Genomic DNA, 16,573 nt, shown 5'->3' with positions numbered 1-16,573 from the left:
CAGCACGAGAGAGCTTGCGCCTCGCCGTTGCCTTGCGGCTCCCATGGTCCCCCCAGGCACCCGAGCCAGACCCCGTATCAGATCTGACTATTCATCAGTAACTTCGCACTGCCATCGGGATGGTGCCACGAGTCGATGAATTCCAACACCCTTGTGGATGGCGATCCGATCTTGTCCGCCCCAACGGACGCCATTCCCACCCCCGCACGGTTCAACGGACCACCCCCATCCCCCGTTCCCCCGCAGACCGCGTTCACCCCATCGGGCGCAACGCCTCCCAGGGCAACGTCAGTTCCCCCTGCCGCCACCGCCGCGGCCCGTCCACCAGCGGCCAGTCGCCGGCCAGCGCCCGCGCCGTCCGGATCCAGCGCTGCCGCGCCCCGTACGAGGCGTACGGAGCCGCCGCCGCCCACGCCCGGTCGAAGTCGCGCAGGAACGCGTGCACCGGCTCGCCCGGCACGTTCCGGTGGATCAGCGCCTTCGGCAGCCGTTCCGCCAGGTCGGAGGGGCGCTCCAGGGAGCCCAGCCGGGTCGCGAACGTCACCGTGCGCGCCCCCTCCGGGCCCAGCGCCACCCACACGTGCCGCCGCCCGATCTCGTCGCAGGTCCCCTCGACCAGCAGCCCGTCCGGGGCCAGCCGCCCGCACAGCCGCGCCCAGACCTCGGCGACCTGCTCCTCGTCGTATTGGCGCAATACATTCGCCGCGCGGATCAGTGCCGGGCGGGCCCCGCCGTCCAGCGGCACCTCGAAACCGCCGTGCCGGAAGCTCAGCCCCTCCCGCTCGTACGGCTTCGCCCCCGCCACCCGCGCCGGCTCGATCTCGATGCCGACCACCCGCACCCGCGGTGCCGCGTCCCGCAGCCGCGCCAGCAGCTCGACCGCCGTCCAGGGCGCGGCCCCGTAGCCCAGGTCCACCGCGACGGGCGCCTCCGCGCGCCGCAGCGCGGCCCCGTGGGTGGCCGCGATCCAGCGGTCCATCCGGCGCAACCGGTTCGGATTGGTCGTCCCGCGCGTCACCGAGCCCACAGGGCGGCCGGGCGCGCGGCTGGAGGGCGGGGTACTGCGGGAGGCCATGAGCCGAGGGTAAGCGGAGTGCCCGCGCACCATGAAAATCCCCCGACGCAGCACTGAAAACGAGGAAACCTCCAGGAAAACCGGACACCCCGGAATGCGCGGGACGGCCATCCGGGTTGCACTCCTTGCAGGGCGTCCTCCGCGCCCTCGCCGTCATGCCGTCCGGCATGCGGTCAGTCATGCCGTCCGAGCGTCGTGCGGGCGCCGTCCGAGCCGAGAGGACTGGTCCCTTGAGCCAGTACGTGTCCCGCCTCAGTGGCCGCCTCGCCGCCGCCCGTGCCACCCGCCACGAGCCGCCCCGCCTGCGCCTTCCGGCCGTCGGCCACCACCGCAAGCCGCGCCGCGTGGCCATGCTCAGCGTGCACACCTCACCGCTGCACCAGCCCGGCACCGGCGACGCCGGCGGCATGAACGTCTACATCGTCGAGCTGGCCAGGCGGCTCGCCGCGATCAACATCGAGGTCGAGATCTTCACCCGGGCCACCACCGGCGGGCTGCCGCCCGTGGTCGACCTGGCCCCCGGCGTCCTCGTACGGCACGTGGACGCGGGCCCCTACGAAGGCCTCGCCAAGGAGGAGCTCCCCGCCCAGCTGTGCGCCTTCACCCACGGCGTCATGCAGGCCTGGGCCGGCCACCGCCCCGGCTACTACGACCTCGTCCACTCCCACTACTGGCTTTCCGGCCACGTGGGCTGGCTCGCCGCCGAACGCTGGGGCGTCCCGCTCGTCCACGCCATGCACACCATGGCGAAGGTCAAGAACGCGGCGCTGGCAGAGGGGGACACGCCCGAGCCCGCCGCCCGCGTCATAGGCGAGACGCAGATCGTGGCCGCCGCCGACCGGCTCATCGCGAACACCGCCGAGGAGGCCGACGAGCTCGTCCGGCACTACGAGGCCGACCCCGCCAAGGTGGCCGTCGTCCACCCCGGAGTGAACCTCGACCGGTTCACCGTCGGAGACGGCCGGGCCGCCGCCCGGGCCCGCCTCGGCCTCCCGCAGGACGCCGTCATCCCCCTCTTCGCCGGGCGGATCCAGCCGCTGAAGGCCCCCGACATCCTGCTGCGCGCCGTCGCCGTCATGGTCGACCAGGACCCCTCGCTGCGCCGCCGCCTCTTCGTACCCGTCGTCGGCGGGCCCAGCGGCAGCGGCCTCGCCAAGCCGGAAGGCCTGCAGAAGCTCGCCGCGAAGCTCGGCATCGCCGACCTCGTGCACTTCCACCCGCCGGTCGCGCAGGACGGCCTCGCGGACTGGTTCCGGGCGGCGTCCGTGCTGGTCATGCCCTCCTACAACGAGTCCTTCGGGCTCGTCGCGATAGAGGCGCAGGCCGCCGGTACGCCGGTGCTCGCCGCCGAGGTCGGCGGGCTGCCCGTCGCCGTCAACGACGGGGTCACGGGGATCCTCGTACCCGGGCACGACCCGGTGGACTACGCGCGGGAGCTGCGGCGGTTCGTGGACGAGCCGGCGCTCGCGGACCGGATGGGCGCCCAGGCGGCGCGGCACGCGCAGTTCTTCGGCTGGGACACCGCGGCGAGCGGCACGGCCGACGTCTACACCGCGGCCATGCATGATCATCGCCGTCGCGTACGCTCCCACCATGGCTGACACCGCCGAGATCATCGAGAGCGCGCTCACCGCCGCGGAGCTGAGCTGGGAGAGCCCCGAGCCGGGGTCCTACGTCGTCCAGCTCCCCGGCACCCGCAAGCTGAGCACCACCTGCTCGCTCAAGGTCGGCCGGCACTCGCTGTCGGTCAACGCCTTCGTGATCCGGCACCCCGACGAGAACGAGGCGGGCGTCCACCGCTGGCTGCTGGAGCGCAACCTCAAGCTGTACGGCATGGCGTACGCGGTGGACCGCCTCGGCGACATCTACCTGACGGCCCGGCTCCCGCTGTCGGTCGTCGACCCGGAGGAGCTGGACCGGCTGCTCGGCACGGTGCTGGAGGCGGCGGACGGCTCCTTCAACACGCTCCTGGAGCTGGGTTTCGCGAGCGCGATCCGGCGCGAGTACGAGTGGCGGGTCTCGCGCGGCGAGCCGACCTTCAACCTCGACGCGTTCAAGCACCTGACGCAGCCGTCGTAACGGGGGCGCCGCCCCCGAACCCCGCGCCTCAAACGCCGGCGGGGCTGAAAGACGGCGGCGCAGGCCGCGCTACGCCTCGGCGTCGGCCGGAACCGGCTTGGACATCGCCGCGCCGGCACCACCGGCCACGGCCGCGCCCGTAGCCGTACCCGCATCGCCCTCGGAGAGCCTCCGCATCAGCAGCCAGTAGCCGGCCGCCGCCACCGTGCCCAGCACGCCCGTGGCCCCCCACAGCCAGTCGGCCCCGTACCGGTCGATCATCAGGCCCGCCATCAGCGGCGCCACCAGCGAGGCCACCGCCCAGGACAGGTTGTAGACCCCCTGGTAGCGGCCGCGCCCGTGCACCGGCGACAGCCGTACGACCAGGCTCATCTGGGTCGGCGAGTTCACGATCTCCGCCAGCGTCCACACGCACACCGTCAGCGCGTACGCCCACACCGGTCCGGCGAAGGCCGTCAGCGCGAACCCGTACCCGGCCAGCAGTGCCGAGATCACCAGCAGCTTCTGCGGGTCGCGCCGCTCTATGAACGCCGTGACCGGGATCTGCAGCAGCACGATCAGCACCCCGTTCACGGCGACGACCAGCCCGTAGTCCCCGGGGGAGAACCCGGCGGCGCCCATCGCGACCGGCAGGCCGACCGAGCCCTGCGTGAAGATCAGCGAGATCAGGAACGACAGCCCGACCACGCCCATGAACCGGCCGTCCCGCAGCACCGTCCCGAGCCCGATCGCGGGCTCCTCGCCGACGGCGGCCGACGCGCCCCCGGGCCGTTCCGGCCGGGACTCGGGCAGCTTGACGAAGACCAGCACCGCGCAGACCAGCGTCAGGGCGGCCTCGCCCAGGAAACCGGCCAGGTAGCTGTACTCCGCGATCACGCCCGCCGCCGTCGCGCTGACGGCGAAGCCGAGGTTGATGGCCCAGTAGTTGAGCGCGAAGGCCCGTACGCGGTCCTCGGGGCGGACGATGTCCGCCATCATCGCCGCGACCGCCGGCCGGGAGGCGTTCGAGGTCACGCCGACCAGCAGGGCCACGGCCGCGATCGCCGCCGGGTGCTCCATGAAGCCGAGCAGCGCCACCGAGAACGCGGTCGAGGTCTGGGCCGCGAGCAGGGTGGGGCGCCGCCCGAGCCGGTCGGTCATCACCCCCGCGACGAGCGAGGAGACGACACCGCCGAGCCCGTGGAGGGCGACGACGAGCCCGGCGAAGGAGGCCGAGTAACCCCGGTCCAGGGTCAGGTAGAGGGTCATGAAGGTGGCGACGAAGGCGCCGAGGCGGTTCACCAGCGTGCTCGTCCAGAGCCACCAGAAGGCCCGGGGCAGCCCGGAGACGCTCTCCCGGGCGGCCTGTCCGAAACGGGCAGCGGACATAAGGGATCCCCCCGGCGGTGTAAGCATCACTCGTACGGCGTGCACATTACGAGCGGGGGGCCTCCGGGCGCCACTGGATTGACGCGCACCGTCAATCCGGCGGGACCCCGCACCGCGCGCGAGCGCCCCCGGGCGTCCACTAGGCTCGTACGCATGGCCGACGCACCGTACAAGCTGATCCTCCTCCGCCACGGCGAGAGCGACTGGAACGCGAAGAACCTGTTCACCGGCTGGGTGGACGTCAACCTCACCGAGAAGGGCGAGAAGGAGGCGGTCCGGGGCGGTGAGCTGCTCAAGGACGCCGGCCTGCTGCCCGACGTGCTGCACACGTCCCTCCAGAAGCGCGCCATCCGCACGGCGCAGCTCGCGCTGGAGGCCGCAGACCGCCACTGGATCCCGGTGCACCGCTCCTGGCGCCTGAACGAGCGCCACTACGGTGCGCTCCAGGGCAAGGACAAGGCGCAGACCCTCGCGGAGTTCGGCGAGGAGCAGTTCATGCTGTGGCGCCGCTCGTACGACACCCCGCCGCCGGTCCTGGAAGACGGTACGGAGTTCTCGCAGTCCGCGGACCCGCGCTACGCGTCGATCCCGAACGAGCTGCGTCCGCGCACGGAGTGCCTCAAGGACGTCGTCGAGCGCATGCTGCCGTACTGGTACGACGGCATCGTCCCGGACCTGCTGGCCGGCCGCACGGTCCTGGTCGCCGCGCACGGCAACTCCCTGCGCGGTCTGGTCAAGCACCTGGACGGCATCTCCGACGCCGACATCACGGGCCTGAACATCCCGACCGGCATCCCGCTCGTCTACGAACTGGACGCCGACTTCAAGCCCCTGAACCCGGGCGGCACCTACCTCGACCCGGACGCCGCGGCGGCCGCCATCGAGGCCGTCAAGAACCAGGGCAAGAAGAAGTAAGTTTCGTGATCATGCCCCCCACCTGCGCATACGGCGCCGGTGGGGGGCATTTTCAGACCCTGGGGCAGCTCTGGGCCCTCAGGCTGGCGGGTCTTGCGGGCGGAGCGCCCCGCCGAGAGCCTTCCGGGCCCGGTCCCGGTCCCGGTTGCCGGGCATCAGGTGCGCGTACACCTTCGGAGTCGGCCCAGGGTCGGAGTGCCCGAGGTACTCGGCTTCAGCTCCTCTCAGCCTGCGGCTGCGGCTGCGGCTGCCAGTCGGGCGCGCCGTGCCAGTGCGGCGGCTGACCGGAGCCCGTGCGCGGAGCAGGGCCCTGTCCGGAGACTCCAGGCAGGGCCCTTGTGCTGACTCGGCGGCGTGACGGCCGCCTTGGCCGGGGTAACGGCCCTCTCGTGTGGAGGGGGGTCAGGGGGCGGCCGGCGCGGCGGGCGCGGCCGGTGCGGCGGCCGGTGCGGCGGGCTTGGCCAGGAGGGACTCCGCCGTGTCCTGGAGCGCGGCCACGTTGCCGTTGGACAGGACGACGTTGGGGTTCAGGACGCGCTCGATCGGCACGTGCACGACCTCCGAGATGTCGGAGACGTTGAGGTTGTTGAGGAGCGAGAGCAGCGGGTTCTCGGCGGCCTGGGCGGGCGCACCGCCGAGGAGCAGGACGGCGCCGGCGAGAGCGCCGACGAGCGAGGTTCGATTCAGCTTCATGCGCGGGGAACGCCCCGCCCGTCCCCCCGGTTACCGCCCGAACCCAGCGGTCCCCCGTTCAGCCCCGCCCGACCCCCCGTCCGGCCGGATCCGCCCCCTTCCCGCCGCGCACACCCCGCTCGCCGGGGAACGGCGGGCGGGGGCTCCGGTGAGGCGGTGGACTACTTCTTGCCCTGGGGCAGCTCTGGGCCCTCAGGCCGGCGGGTCTTGCGGGCGGAGCGCCCCGCCGAGAGCCTTCCGGGCCCGGTCCCGGCTGCCGGGCATCAGGTGCGCGTACACCTTCGGAGTGGGACGGGCGGGTGGCGGGGTGGTTCAGGGGGCGGTGGGGGTGTTCTCCTGCCACTCGCGGCCGATCGAGCGCAGCAGGGCCGGGTAGACCCCGAGGTAGCGGAAGGGCTTGATGCCCAGCATGTAGAGGGCGCCGAGGCGGCCGTTCGGCTTCACCAGGACGGTCATCTGGCCGCGGTGGCCGCCCTCGCCGTCCGGGACCCAGCCGATGTGCAGCAGTCCGTGCATGGTCCGGTTGGCGCTCTCCGCCACCCACTCGTCGTGGGTCTGGAAGACCGAGGTGAACGGGGCCGACCGGAGGTCGGGGCCCCGCTCGCCCTCGCGGAGGTCGGCCGGCAGGCGGTCGCGCAGGGTCGGGACCCGGGTGCCGATGCCGCCGTCGGTCTTGTCCCAGCCGAACAGCTTGCCGAGCTTCCAGCGGACCGCGAAGAGTACGCGCGCCACGGGGGAGGGGACGGGATCTCCCGTGCCGCCCGCGAACTGGCGTACCAGGCGTGCGAGGTCGTCGGGCCCGCCCGGGGTCGGCAGTGCCCACACGTCCTCGACCCGGAAGTCGCCGGCGATCTCGTGGACCCGCCAGGGGCGGGAGGTGTGCGCGGTCTTGGGGAGTCTCATGGGTCGGCCCCTTATCTATACGATGCCGTATAGATCGAGGCTAGCACCTATCTATACGGCACCGTATAGATGGGGGCCGTGTGAGGAGGAGCACAGCATGGGCGCGACCCGCACACCGCGCGGAAAGTGGATCGAGGAAGGGCTGCGGGCGCTCGCCGCCGGCGGCCCCGAGGCCGTCCGCGTCGAGGCGCTGGCGCAGGCGCTCGGGGTCAGCAAGGGCGGCTTCTACGGGTACTTCGGCAGCCGGGGCGCGCTGCTCACCGAGATGCTCGACACCTGGGAGCACGCGGTGGCCGAGGCCGTGATCGAGCAGGTCGAGAGCGGCGGGGGAGACGCCCGGGCCAGGCTGGAGCGGCTGTTCGCGATCGCCTCGTCGGCCGACGGGCCGGTCAGGGGCACCACGGCCGACCTCGCGATCCGCGACTGGGCCAGGCGCGACGAGGACGTCGCGCAGCGGCTGCGGCGTACCGACAACCGGCGCATGGAGTACCTGCGTTCGCTGTTCCGCGACATCTGCACCGACGAGGACGACGTCGAGGTCCGTTGTCTGCTGGCCTACTCGCTGCGGATCGGCGAGCACTTCATCCACGTCGACCACGGTGCCCGCACGCACGCGGAGGTCATGGAGCTGACCCGGAACTGGCTCCTGAGATAGGCGCCGGACGCGAGGGACGGCCTGGCCCGCCTCTTCCGGATCTTGCCGGGCCCGGCCCGCCCGGCACGGCACCTCGCCGCGTTGTCGGGGCACTTGAGTACGTCCAGTACACAAGCGCCCCTCCGCCTTGCGATGCTTCCCCTAGGCCCTGCGGGCCTGGGGAGACCCCATGCACCGGACGACCCGGGCTCATCCGACAAGATCCGGAAGGGACGGCCTAGTCGTCGAAGGTCTTGAACGTGACGGCGGCGCTGTCCTCGCCCTCCCAGACGACCTCGACGGTCACCATGTCGATCCCGCCGTGCCCGAAGTTGGGCGACTTCGGGTAGCTGAGGTCGAGGTGCATCCCGTTCGGGACCTCGACCGGTCCCGCACCGGGCCGCCCGTCCGGGAAATGCTTCGGGTGGGTGCCGAGCCAGCCGTGGACGTCCGACCGGGGCATGCGGAACGTTCCCGACCACTGGCTGGGCCAGGCCGGGTCGTCGATCTCGGAGCATTCCTGGCGCTCCGCGCGGGGCGGCAGCTTCCAGCCGATCGCCGTCATGGCCTTCCCGCACCCCGTGGCCCGCGTCTCCGTCTCGCCCGCGTGCTCAAGCGCGTAGAGGAGCCCGCAGAACCAGACCAGTGCGGGCACCTCCACCACGGCCACGAAGAGGACCGCCAGGGCGATCATCCATTTGGTCTTCCACGGCACGCCAACCCCCAAGATCGATTCGAACATGTTCAAGATCTAGGACGTGCAGGTGTGCGTGACGGTTCCGCGCGCACGCATGCGAAAGGCCCCGGCCGAGGGAACTCGGACGGGGCCCGTCGTGCGCGTGCAGCCGGCGGGAGGCGGTCAGCCGCCGCACTGGCAGGGGGCGCCGGACTGGCAGCCGCAGCCGCAGCCGGAGCCGCACCCGCAGGCCGCGAGCAGCGGCAGCCGCAGCGGCTCCGGCCTCGGCGTCTGCTCCTGCTCCGGGGTGATGGGGACGGGGGAATCGGGCATGGTTCCTCCTCGCAGGGGCGGTGCCCCGCGGCATACGGGACTTCGTGCGACGACCGCCCTCGCCCTCATTCATGCCCAGCGGTACCGGCGCGTCAACGGCGCATTGGGGCTCGGCGTGCCCCGCGGGCCCGGATGCCCTTCTTCCGGATCCCCCGCTTCCGAGGCCGGCGTCAGACGCCCTCGACCTGGGTCGGCTGCTGGAGGTCGTCCGCGTGCTCACCCGTGACCAGGTAGACCACGCGCTTGGCCACCGACACCGCGTGGTCCGCGAAGCGCTCGTAGTAGCGGCCCAGCAGGGTCACGTCCACGGCCGTCTCGATGCCGTGCTTCCAGCGGTCGTCCATCAGGTGCTGGAACAGCGTGCGGTGCAGCTGGTCCATCTCGTCGTCGTCCTGCTCCAGCTGGAGGGCGAGGTCGACGTCCTTCGTGATGATCACCTCGGCGGCCTTCGCCATCAGGCGCTGCGCCAGCTGCCCCATCTCCAGGATGGTGGCGTGCAGGTCCCGCGGCACGGCACGGTCCGGGAAGCGCAGCCGGGCGAGCTTGGCCACGTGCTGGGCGAGGTCACCGCTGCGCTCCAGGTCGGCGCTCATCCGCAGGGAGGTCACGACGATGCGCAGGTCGGTGGCGACCGGCTGCTGGCGGGCCAGGAGGGCGATGGCGCGGGCCTCCAGGTCGTGCTGGAGGTCGTCGACCTTCTGGTCGGCGGCGATGACGCTCTCGGCGAGCTTCAGGTCGGCGTCGAGCATGGACGTCGTGGCCCGCCCGATCGCGGAGCCGACGAGCCGGGCCATCTCGACCAGGCCTTCTCCGATCGAGTCCAGTTCCTCGTGGTACGCGTCGCGCATGTCTCGTGTCCCTCTCTCGACCTACTACTGCGGTACTGCCCGTGGGCGGGCCGGGGCGGCCAGCGGCCCCACGTTGACACGGTGAGCCGCAAACGCGTCCGACTCCGGCACCGCAAGTGAATCAACCCCGTCGCCAGGGTGAACTCTGGGCGACGACTGTTCGAGGTGCCACCCGAACGGCTGTGGAAGTGTCGTCGTGCCTGCTTAACCTGGATCCATGGACGTGAACGCGGCGGTCGCCGCAGCTGCAGCGATCGCCGGTCTTTGCACCGGTGTGATCGCGATGCTGGCGTTCCGCTGGAGCGAGCGCGACCAGGCCCGCCCCACCCGGAGCTCCATGCGCCCCGACCTCAACGCGGTGCTGCCGCCCGGCGTGGACACCGTCCTCTCCGTGCTGCGCTCCTCGGCGGTCGTACTGGACGAGGGCGACGCGGTGGTCAAGGCCAGCTCGGCGGCCTACGCACTCGGCCTGGTCCGCGGCGGCAAGCTCGCCGTGGAGCCGATGCTCCACATGGCCCGCGACACCCGCCGCGACGGGGAGATACGCCAGGTCGAGCTGGACCTGCCCCGGCGCGGTACCGGCCGGGGAGAGGCCCTCGCGGTCTCGGCGCGCGTCGCCCCGCTCGGCTCCCGGCTGGTGCTCCTCCTGGTCGAGGACCTCACCGAGGCCCGCCGCATCGAGGCCGTACGCCGCGACTTCGTGGCCAACGTGTCCCACGAGCTGAAGACCCCGGTCGGAGCGATCTCCCTGCTGTCCGAGGCCGTCATGGACGCCGCGGACGACCCCGAGGCGGTCAGCCGCTTCGCGGGCCGCATGCAGATCGAGTCCACCCGGCTGATCAACCTCGTGCAGGAGCTCATCGACCTCTCCCGGGTGCAGAACGACGACCCGCTGGAGGACGCCGAGCCCGTACGCGTGGACACGCTGGTCGCCGAGGCCATCGACCGCTGCCGCCACACGGCGTCCTCGAAACAGATCACCATGGCCGCGGGCGGCACCGCCGACCTGCGTGTCTGGGGCAACCGCGGACAGCTCGCGGCCGCCCTCGGAAATCTGGTCGAGAACGCCGTCAACTACAGCCCCGCCCGCACCCGCGTCGGCATCGCCGGACGCAGGGTGACGGCTCCTGGGGGAGACTTGATCGAGATCGCCGTGACCGACCAGGGCATCGGCATCCCGGAAAAGGACCGCGAGCGCATCTTCGAGCGCTTCTACCGCGTGGACCCGGCCCGCTCCCGAGCCACGGGAGGAACCGGCCTGGGCCTTGCGATCGTGAAGCACGTGGCGGCCTCGCACGGCGGGGAGGTGTCGGTATGGAGCTCGGAGGGCCAGGGTTCCACGTTCACCCTGCGGCTCCCTGAAGCAGCCGCCCCGGCCCCGGCGGCGGCCCCCCGCACCCACCCGACCCCTGCCTGACCCAGAACCGCTCCAGCCATTCCTGCCCCGGAGGTCCTTCCGTGACCCGAGTGCTCGTCGTCGAGGATGAGGAATCCTTCAGCGACGCCCTGTCCTACATGCTCCGCAAGGAGGGCTTCGAGGTCGCCATCGCCGCGACCGGGCCCGACGGGCTGGACGAGTTCGAGCGCAACGGCGCCGACCTCGTCCTCCTCGACCTGATGCTTCCCGGCCTGCCCGGCACGGAGGTCTGCCGGCAGCTGCGCGGCCGCTCCAACGTCCCCGTGATCATGGTGACCGCCAAGGACAGCGAGATCGACAAGGTCGTCGGGCTGGAGATAGGAGCAGATGACTACGTCACCAAGCCCTTCTCCTCCCGCGAGCTGGTCGCCCGCATCCGCGCGGTCCTGCGCCGCCGCGGCGAACCGGAGGAGGTCACCCCGGCGGCGCTGGAGGCCGGCCCCGTACGGATGGACGTCGACCGCCACGTGGTCACCGTCTCCGGCGGCAAGGTGGACCTCCCGCTGAAGGAGTTCGACCTGCTGGAGATGCTGCTGCGCAACGCGGGCCGCGTGCTGACCCGTATGCAGCTCATCGACCGGGTCTGGGGCGCCGACTACGTCGGTGACACCAAGACGCTGGACGTCCACGTCAAGCGCCTGCGCGCGAAAATCGAGCCGGACCCGGGCGCGCCGCGCTACCTGGTCACGGTGCGCGGTCTCGGCTACAAGTTCGAGCCGTAAGCCGACCCGGCCCTGAAAGGCCGTACGGGAAGGGCCCCCACCCGCTGATGCGGATGGGGGCCCTTCCCGTATGCGTACGCGGGGTCCGCGTCAGTGGCCGGCGCTGTGCGAGGGGGAACCCGACGGCGTACCGGTGGCGCTGCCCGAGGCGGACCCGGACGGGGTGGCGCCCGCGGCCGCGCCGGTGGCCCCGGCCGAGGGGGAGCCGGACGGGGAGCCCGACGGCGTGCCCGAGGGGGAACCGGACGGAGTGGCGGGCGCGGCCGGGGCCGCGGTCGGGCCGAACGGTGCGAACGCGCCGGTGGCCGGGACCACGAAGGCCTCCAGCTCGATGCCGCCCGTGCTGCTCAGCTGGAAGAGGACCTTCTGGACCTCGCCGTCCCGGACGGTCGCCGCGCCGTCCTCGATCACGGCGGAGGCGTTGCCCTTGCCGCCGATCACGACGTAGCCGAGGGCCGGCACGGTGACCTTGCCGGAGCCTTCGGCCGGCTTCAGCGCGACCTTGCCCTTGCCACCCGGGAGGGTGATGCCGTCAAGCGTCTCCGCCTTGGTGCCGTTGTTGAAGACCGTCGCGGAGACGACCGCGGGGCCCTTCTCGCCCTTCTGGCCCTGGGTGATCACCAGTGCGTTCTGGACCTCGATCTCGCCCTTGGCGGCGGCGGCGTTGTCCGGCTTGATTTGGAGGGTCTGCGCTTCCTGGCCCGCACCGCATGCGGCCAGCGAGGCGATCGAGAACACGACGGCAGTGGCGGCGAGGGCGCCGCGTCGAAGGCTGCGGCTCACGGCGGCGGCAACTCCTTGGACGAACGGAAGGGGCGGGTGGACGCTCGGAACGGCCGAGGTAAAGCCGCTCTAAGGGTGTGTCAGCGCGCTTAGGTTACCGAGCCGCCGCCCCGCCCCCGCACCCGACCCTCCGCAGCGCAGCCGCCGCCCTGGGAGCGTCCCGCGATCTTGCATTCCGCCGTGCCGTTCACCGGGCCGATCTTGCGGCGTTCGCATATCGTGCGCCGCACCCGTGTTGATCAATTTCCGGATTCCCTCGAACGCACTTCGTGATCAATTCGGGATTGGGCCGGAACCCGCCCGGTGAGGGCGGCCGCCAGTCGGACGGAGTAGTTCGGTTTCTCGACTCCGAACCCGGCAAAACGGGACGTACGTCACACTGATGGGGGTGCCGGGCAGGTGTAGCGTGGCCCTTTCGCCTGGTCCGCGCAGCGCCCCCGACCTGCGAATACCCCCTTCCGGAAGCTCTCCGCAGCACGTTCGTGTTGCTGTTGTCAAGCCCCGAGATGTGCCCTGACCTGCGAAAACGCCATTCATAACAGTCAGTTCTCGTGTTACCCTGGATAGCCACGGAAGGGGTACCTGTCACATGACGTTCAAGGTTGGCGACACCGTGGTCTATCCCCATCACGGGGCCGCGCTGATCGAGGCCATTGAGACTCGTCAGATCAAAGGCGTGGACAAGACCTACTTGGTGCTCAAGGTCGCCCAGGGCGACCTGACGGTTCGTGTGCCTGCGGACAATGCGGAGTTCGTCGGCGTTCGCGACGTAGTCGGCCAGGACGGGCTGGACCGGGTCTTCGAGGTGCTTCGTGCACCGTATGCAGAAGAGCCGACGAACTGGTCCCGGCGCTACAAGGCAAATCTGGAGAAGCTCGCTTCTGGCGATGTCATCAAGGTCGCCGAAGTGGTGCGTGACCTGTGGCGTCGTGAGCGTGAGCGCGGGCTTTCCGCGGGTGAGAAGCGCATGCTCGCGAAGGCACGCCAGATCCTGGTGAGCGAGCTCGCGCTCGCTGAGAACACGAACGAGGACAAGGCCGAGGCCCTCCTCGACGAGGTGCTCGCGTCCTGACGCGAGTCCCCGTGCACCATTTGGTGCGCAGCTTGCCGCGGTGCCCGATGACAAGGTCTCTCCTCCACGAGAGGCCTGTTGCCGGGCGCTGCGGCATGTCTGTATCCGTACCTTGTGCCTTACTGCCTCACTGCCACCATCACGATGGCGTGCCGGGCCCGGGCAGCCTGCTCGACCGGTCGTCACGGAAGGGGCGAGGGGCGTCGCACCCGGCACCCTTCAGGCCATACCCATGTCGGCCGAAGTCACAAACCTGGCTCGGAGCTACTGATGTCTGACGTAACGCGTCCCCACCGCACCGCCGCGGTGATCCCGGCCGCCGGCCGGGGGGTACGCCTCGGTCCCGGTGCCCCCAAGGCCCTGCGGGCCCTCGGCGGCACCCCGATGCTCATCCACGCCGTACGCGCGATGGCCCGCTCCCGCGCGGTCTCCCTCGTGGTGGTCGTCGCCCCGCCCGCCGAGGCCGCCGAGGTGCGCCTGCTGCTGGGCGAGCACGCGCTGCCCGAGCGCACCGAGCTGCTGGTCGTCCCCGGCGGGGAGACCCGCCAGGAGTCCGTCCGCGCCGGCCTGGACGCGCTGCCGCCGGACATCACCTCCGTACTCATCCACGACGCGGCCCGCCCGCTCGTCCCCGTGGACACCGTGGACTCGGTCGTCGAAGCCGTACGCGACGGAGCGCCCGCCGTGGTGCCCGCGCTGCCCCTGGCCGACACCGTCAAGGAGGTCGAGCCCGGCAAGCCCGGCGAGCCCGAGCCCGTCCTCGGCACGCCCGAGCGGGCCCGGCTGCGCGCCGTGCAGACCCCGCAGGGCTTCGACCTCGCCACCCTCCGGCAGGCGCACGCCGCGATCGCCGTCGACGGCGAGGGCGCCACCGACGACGCCGGAATGGTGGAACGCCTCGGTGTCACCGTCATGGTGATCCCGGGCCACGAAGAGGCCTTCAAGGTCACCCGCCCGCTCGACCTGGTCCTCGCCGAGGCCGTACTCGCCCGCAGGAGGGCCACCGATGGCTACTGAGCCGACCACGCACACCGCCCCGCTGATCCCGCTCGTCGGCATCGGCACCGACGTGCACGCCTTCGAGACCGGCCGCGAGCTGTGGTGCGCCGGCCTGCTCTGGGAGGGCGAGGACGGCCTCGCCGGGCACTCCGACGGGGACGTCGCCGCCCACGCCGCCTGCGACGCGCTCTTCTCCGCCGCCGGTGTCGGTGACCTCGGCGCGCACTTCGGCACCTCCCGCCCCGAGTGGTCCGGCGCCGCCGGTGTCACCCTTCTGGCGGAGGCGGCCCGTATCGTCCGCGCCGAGGGCTTCGAGATCGGCAACATCGCCATCCAGGTGATCGGCGTACGCCCGAAGATCGGCAAGCGGCGCGAAGAAGCGCAGAAGGCGCTCGCGGCCGCCGCCGGCGCCCCCGTCTCCGTGTCCGGCACCACCACCGACGGCCTGGGGCTCACCGGCCGCGCCGAGGGGCTCGCGGCGATCGCCACGGCCCTCGTGTACCGGACGAACCGGGCCTGATCCCTCGTAGCGGCCGTACATCTTCGGCAACAAAGGTGCCCCGGGTCCCGAAAGGGTCGCGGGGCACTGCTACAGGGCCACTACCCTGGATGCCGTGACTATTCGCCTGTACGACACCAGCGCCCGGCAGATCCGCGACTTCACCCCGCTCACCGCGGGCTGTGTCTCGATCTACCTGTGTGGCGCCACGGTGCAGGCCGCCCCGCACATCGGGCACATCCGGTCGGGCCTCAACTTCGACATGATGCGCCGCTGGTTCGAGTACCGGGGCTACGAGGTCACCTTCATCCGCAACGTCACGGACATCGACGACAAGATCATCGCGAAGGCCGCCGAGCAGCGCCGCCCGTGGTGGTCCATCGGCTACGAGAACGAGCGCGCCTTCAACGACGGCTACAGCGCCCTCGGCTGCCTCCCACCCACCTACGAGCCGCGCGCCACCGGCCACGTCACCGAGATGGTCGAGATGATGCGCGGCCTCATCGAGCGCGGCCACGCCTACGAGTCCGAGGGCAACGTCTACTTCGACGTGAAGTCGTACGCCGGCTACCTCTCGCTTTCCCGCCAGGAGCTCGACAACATCCGCCAGCCGGAGAGCACCGGCGAGACGGGCAAGCGCGACGCCCGTGACTTCGCCATGTGGAAGTCGGTCAAGCCCGGCGAGCCCTCCTGGGAGACCCCCTGGGGCCGCGGCCGTCCCGGCTGGCACCTGGAGTGCTCCGCCATGGCGCACAAGTACCTCGGTGAGGCCTTCGACATCCACGGCGGCGGGCTCGACCTGATCTTCCCGCACCACGAGAACGAGATCGCCCAGGCCAAGGCCTTCGGCGACGAGTTCGCGAAGTACTGGGTCCACAACGCCTGGGTCACCATGTCCGGCGAGAAGATGTCCAAGTCGCTGGGCAACTCCGTCCTCGTCTCCGAGATGGTCAAGCAGTGGCGCCCGATCGTCCTGCGCTACTACCTCGGCACCCCGCACTACCGGTCGATGATCGAGTACAGCGAGGAGGCCCTGCGCGAGGCCGAGTCGGCCTTCGCCCGGATCGAGGGCTTCTACCAGCGCGTCATCGAGAAGGCCGGCGGCCCCGTCGAGCCGGCGGGCGAGGTCCCGCCCGCCTTCGCCGAGGCCATGGACGACGACCTGGGCGTCCCGCAGGCGCTCGCGATCGTCCACACCACCGTCCGCCAGGGGAACAGCGCGCTCGCCGCCGACGACAAGGACGCGGCCATCGCGCGCCTGTCCGAGGTGCGGGCCATGCTGGGCGTCCTCGGCCTGGACCCGCTCGACCCCCACTGGGACGGCGGGAACGGCTCCGACCGCGGCGAGGAGCTCCACGGCGCCGTGGACACCCTCGTGCGACTCGTCCTGGAGCAGCGCGAGTCCGCCCGGGCCCGTAAGGACTGGGCGACCGCCGACGCGATCCGCGACCAGCTCCAGCAGTCCGGGCTGGTCATCGAGGACAGCCCCACGGGTCCGCGCTGGACGCTCGGCCCCCGCTGAGCCCAGGCAGCTGAGCTTGGTGTGCTGCCCGGAGC

The 16,573-nt window shown here is 71.6% G+C and carries 18 protein-coding genes and 1 pseudogene; 10 read left to right on the top strand and 9 right to left on the bottom strand.

Going from position 1 to position 16,573, the window contains the following annotated elements; translation table 11 throughout:
• Nucleotides 1-253: 253 nt before the first annotated feature.
• Nucleotides 254-1,075 (bottom strand): class I SAM-dependent methyltransferase, encoded by an 822-nt coding sequence (locus ACZ4YL_RS37665; RefSeq protein WP_468122731.1) that lies wholly within the window; start codon nucleotides 1,073-1,075, stop codon nucleotides 254-256.
• 230 nt (nucleotides 1,076-1,305) lie between these two features.
• Between ACZ4YL_RS37665 and mshA the strand changes: the two genes are divergently transcribed.
• Nucleotides 1,306-2,676 (top strand): D-inositol-3-phosphate glycosyltransferase, encoded by a 1,371-nt coding sequence (mshA, locus tag ACZ4YL_RS37660; RefSeq protein ID WP_468122729.1) that lies wholly within the window; start codon nucleotides 1,306-1,308, stop codon nucleotides 2,674-2,676.
• Complete coding sequence (locus tag ACZ4YL_RS37655; RefSeq protein ID WP_468122727.1) at nucleotides 2,669-3,154, top strand: type III secretion system chaperone family protein; 486 nt, start codon at nucleotides 2,669-2,671, stop codon at nucleotides 3,152-3,154. The genes mshA and ACZ4YL_RS37655 overlap by 8 nt, the downstream gene beginning before the upstream one ends.
• 69 nt (nucleotides 3,155-3,223) lie before the next feature.
• Here the strand turns inward: ACZ4YL_RS37655 and ACZ4YL_RS37650 are convergent, their stop codons facing one another.
• Nucleotides 3,224-4,522, bottom strand: coding sequence for an MDR family MFS transporter (locus tag ACZ4YL_RS37650; protein WP_468122725.1), 1,299 nt, complete (start codon nucleotides 4,520-4,522; stop codon nucleotides 3,224-3,226).
• A gap of 153 nt (nucleotides 4,523-4,675) precedes the next feature.
• Here ACZ4YL_RS37650 and ACZ4YL_RS37645 point away from each other — a divergent pair, with 153 nt between their 5' ends.
• Nucleotides 4,676-5,437: a phosphoglyceromutase gene (locus ACZ4YL_RS37645; protein WP_030728436.1), complete on the top strand. Its 762-nt coding sequence runs from the start codon at nucleotides 4,676-4,678 to the stop codon at nucleotides 5,435-5,437.
• 78 nt (nucleotides 5,438-5,515) lie between these two features.
• On the opposite strand, the pseudogene ACZ4YL_RS37640 reads toward ACZ4YL_RS37645, so the two are convergent.
• The 3 genes and pseudogenes from ACZ4YL_RS37640 to ACZ4YL_RS37630 all read right to left on the bottom strand — a co-directional run.
• Nucleotides 5,516-5,656: pseudogene (locus ACZ4YL_RS37640) on the bottom strand (site-specific integrase); the annotation flags it as partial.
• A gap of 183 nt (nucleotides 5,657-5,839) precedes the next feature.
• A complete protein-coding gene (locus ACZ4YL_RS37635; RefSeq protein WP_468122722.1) occupies nucleotides 5,840-6,130 on the bottom strand; it encodes a hypothetical protein in 291 nt (96 codons plus the stop codon).
• A gap of 312 nt (nucleotides 6,131-6,442) precedes the next feature.
• The gene (locus ACZ4YL_RS37630; RefSeq protein ID WP_468122721.1) at nucleotides 6,443-7,033 is read right to left on the bottom strand and encodes a DUF2867 domain-containing protein; all 591 of its coding nucleotides are present in this window, start codon (nucleotides 7,031-7,033) and stop codon (nucleotides 6,443-6,445) included.
• Nucleotides 7,034-7,130: 97 nt separating this feature from the next.
• On the opposite strand from ACZ4YL_RS37630, the gene ACZ4YL_RS37625 reads away from it, so the two are divergent.
• A complete protein-coding gene (locus ACZ4YL_RS37625) occupies nucleotides 7,131-7,688 on the top strand; it encodes a TetR/AcrR family transcriptional regulator (protein ID WP_468122719.1) in 558 nt (185 codons plus the stop codon).
• Nucleotides 7,689-7,905: 217 nt separating this feature from the next.
• Here ACZ4YL_RS37625 and ACZ4YL_RS37620 read toward each other — a convergent pair whose 3' ends face one another.
• The 3 genes from ACZ4YL_RS37620 to phoU all read right to left on the bottom strand — a co-directional run bounded on the left by ACZ4YL_RS37620 (nucleotide 7,906) and on the right by phoU (nucleotide 9,524).
• Nucleotides 7,906-8,409, bottom strand: a complete 504-nt coding sequence (locus ACZ4YL_RS37620; protein WP_468122718.1) for a hypothetical protein — start codon at nucleotides 8,407-8,409, stop codon at nucleotides 7,906-7,908.
• A gap of 117 nt (nucleotides 8,410-8,526) precedes the next feature.
• On the bottom strand, nucleotides 8,527-8,676 hold the full coding sequence (locus tag ACZ4YL_RS37615) for a hypothetical protein (protein WP_468122716.1): 150 nt from the start codon (nucleotides 8,674-8,676) through the stop codon (nucleotides 8,527-8,529).
• Nucleotides 8,677-8,846: 170 nt separating this feature from the next.
• The gene (gene phoU, locus ACZ4YL_RS37610; protein WP_030009600.1) at nucleotides 8,847-9,524 is read right to left on the bottom strand and encodes a phosphate signaling complex protein PhoU; all 678 of its coding nucleotides are present in this window, start codon (nucleotides 9,522-9,524) and stop codon (nucleotides 8,847-8,849) included.
• A gap of 217 nt (nucleotides 9,525-9,741) precedes the next feature.
• Here phoU and phoR point away from each other — a divergent pair, with 217 nt between their 5' ends.
• The gene (gene phoR, locus ACZ4YL_RS37605) at nucleotides 9,742-10,941 is read left to right on the top strand and encodes a two-component system sensor histidine kinase PhoR (RefSeq protein ID WP_314254193.1); all 1,200 of its coding nucleotides are present in this window, start codon (nucleotides 9,742-9,744) and stop codon (nucleotides 10,939-10,941) included.
• Between the two features lie 50 nt (nucleotides 10,942-10,991).
• Nucleotides 10,992-11,663 (top strand): two-component system response regulator PhoP, encoded by a 672-nt coding sequence (gene phoP / locus ACZ4YL_RS37600; RefSeq protein WP_465270536.1) that lies wholly within the window; start codon nucleotides 10,992-10,994, stop codon nucleotides 11,661-11,663.
• A 90-nt stretch (nucleotides 11,664-11,753) separates the two neighbouring features.
• Here the strand turns inward: phoP and ACZ4YL_RS37595 are convergent, their stop codons facing one another.
• Nucleotides 11,754-12,446: a DUF461 domain-containing protein gene (locus tag ACZ4YL_RS37595; RefSeq protein ID WP_468122713.1), complete on the bottom strand. Its 693-nt coding sequence runs from the start codon at nucleotides 12,444-12,446 to the stop codon at nucleotides 11,754-11,756.
• A gap of 589 nt (nucleotides 12,447-13,035) precedes the next feature.
• Between ACZ4YL_RS37595 and ACZ4YL_RS37590 the strand changes: the two genes are divergently transcribed.
• From ACZ4YL_RS37590 to cysS, 4 genes are all read left to right on the top strand, one after another.
• Entirely contained in the window at nucleotides 13,036-13,518 is a 483-nt protein-coding gene (locus tag ACZ4YL_RS37590) for a CarD family transcriptional regulator (protein ID WP_003953493.1), read from the top strand.
• Between the two features lie 270 nt (nucleotides 13,519-13,788).
• The gene (ispD, locus tag ACZ4YL_RS37585) at nucleotides 13,789-14,535 is read left to right on the top strand and encodes a 2-C-methyl-D-erythritol 4-phosphate cytidylyltransferase (RefSeq protein ID WP_468122712.1); all 747 of its coding nucleotides are present in this window, start codon (nucleotides 13,789-13,791) and stop codon (nucleotides 14,533-14,535) included.
• Nucleotides 14,525-15,037, top strand: coding sequence for a 2-C-methyl-D-erythritol 2,4-cyclodiphosphate synthase (gene ispF, locus ACZ4YL_RS37580; protein WP_390801274.1), 513 nt, complete (start codon nucleotides 14,525-14,527; stop codon nucleotides 15,035-15,037). Before ispD ends, ispF begins: the two co-directional genes overlap by 11 nt.
• A 94-nt stretch (nucleotides 15,038-15,131) precedes the next feature.
• Entirely contained in the window at nucleotides 15,132-16,538 is a 1,407-nt protein-coding gene (gene cysS, locus ACZ4YL_RS37575) for a cysteine--tRNA ligase (RefSeq protein WP_468122710.1), read from the top strand.
• The last annotated feature ends 35 nt before the right edge of the window (nucleotides 16,539-16,573 follow it).

It is taken from the genome of Streptomyces sp. NPDC030021 (assembly GCF_055574035.1).
Note: the sequence above shows the minus strand (reverse complement) of the source record. Positions and strands in the feature narration are given on the sequence as shown.

Bases quoted from the DNA above. Each gene is read 5' to 3' on its own strand.
- ACZ4YL_RS37665 (WP_468122731.1), bottom strand. From the start codon at position 1,075: ATGGCCTCCCGCAGTACCCCGCCCTCCAGCCGCGCGCCCGGCCGCCCT.
- ACZ4YL_RS37655 (WP_468122727.1), top strand. From the start codon at position 2,669: ATGGCTGACACCGCCGAGATCATCGAGAGCGCGCTCACCGCCGCGGAG.
- ACZ4YL_RS37650 (WP_468122725.1), bottom strand. From the start codon at position 4,522: ATGTCCGCTGCCCGTTTCGGACAGGCCGCCCGGGAGAGCGTCTCCGGG.
- ACZ4YL_RS37645 (WP_030728436.1), top strand. From the start codon at position 4,676: ATGGCCGACGCACCGTACAAGCTGATCCTCCTCCGCCACGGCGAGAGC.
- ACZ4YL_RS37635 (WP_468122722.1), bottom strand. From the start codon at position 6,130: ATGAAGCTGAATCGAACCTCGCTCGTCGGCGCTCTCGCCGGCGCCGTC.
- ACZ4YL_RS37630 (WP_468122721.1), bottom strand. From the start codon at position 7,033: ATGAGACTCCCCAAGACCGCGCACACCTCCCGCCCCTGGCGGGTCCAC.
- ACZ4YL_RS37625 (WP_468122719.1), top strand. From the start codon at position 7,131: ATGGGCGCGACCCGCACACCGCGCGGAAAGTGGATCGAGGAAGGGCTG.
- ACZ4YL_RS37620 (WP_468122718.1), bottom strand. From the start codon at position 8,409: ATGTTCGAATCGATCTTGGGGGTTGGCGTGCCGTGGAAGACCAAATGG.
- ACZ4YL_RS37615 (WP_468122716.1), bottom strand. From the start codon at position 8,676: ATGCCCGATTCCCCCGTCCCCATCACCCCGGAGCAGGAGCAGACGCCG.
- phoU (WP_030009600.1), bottom strand. From the start codon at position 9,524: ATGCGCGACGCGTACCACGAGGAACTGGACTCGATCGGAGAAGGCCTG.
- phoR (WP_314254193.1), top strand. From the start codon at position 9,742: ATGGACGTGAACGCGGCGGTCGCCGCAGCTGCAGCGATCGCCGGTCTT.
- ACZ4YL_RS37590 (WP_003953493.1), top strand. From the start codon at position 13,036: ATGACGTTCAAGGTTGGCGACACCGTGGTCTATCCCCATCACGGGGCC.
- ispD (WP_468122712.1), top strand. From the start codon at position 13,789: ATGTCTGACGTAACGCGTCCCCACCGCACCGCCGCGGTGATCCCGGCC.
- ispF (WP_390801274.1), top strand. From the start codon at position 14,525: ATGGCTACTGAGCCGACCACGCACACCGCCCCGCTGATCCCGCTCGTC.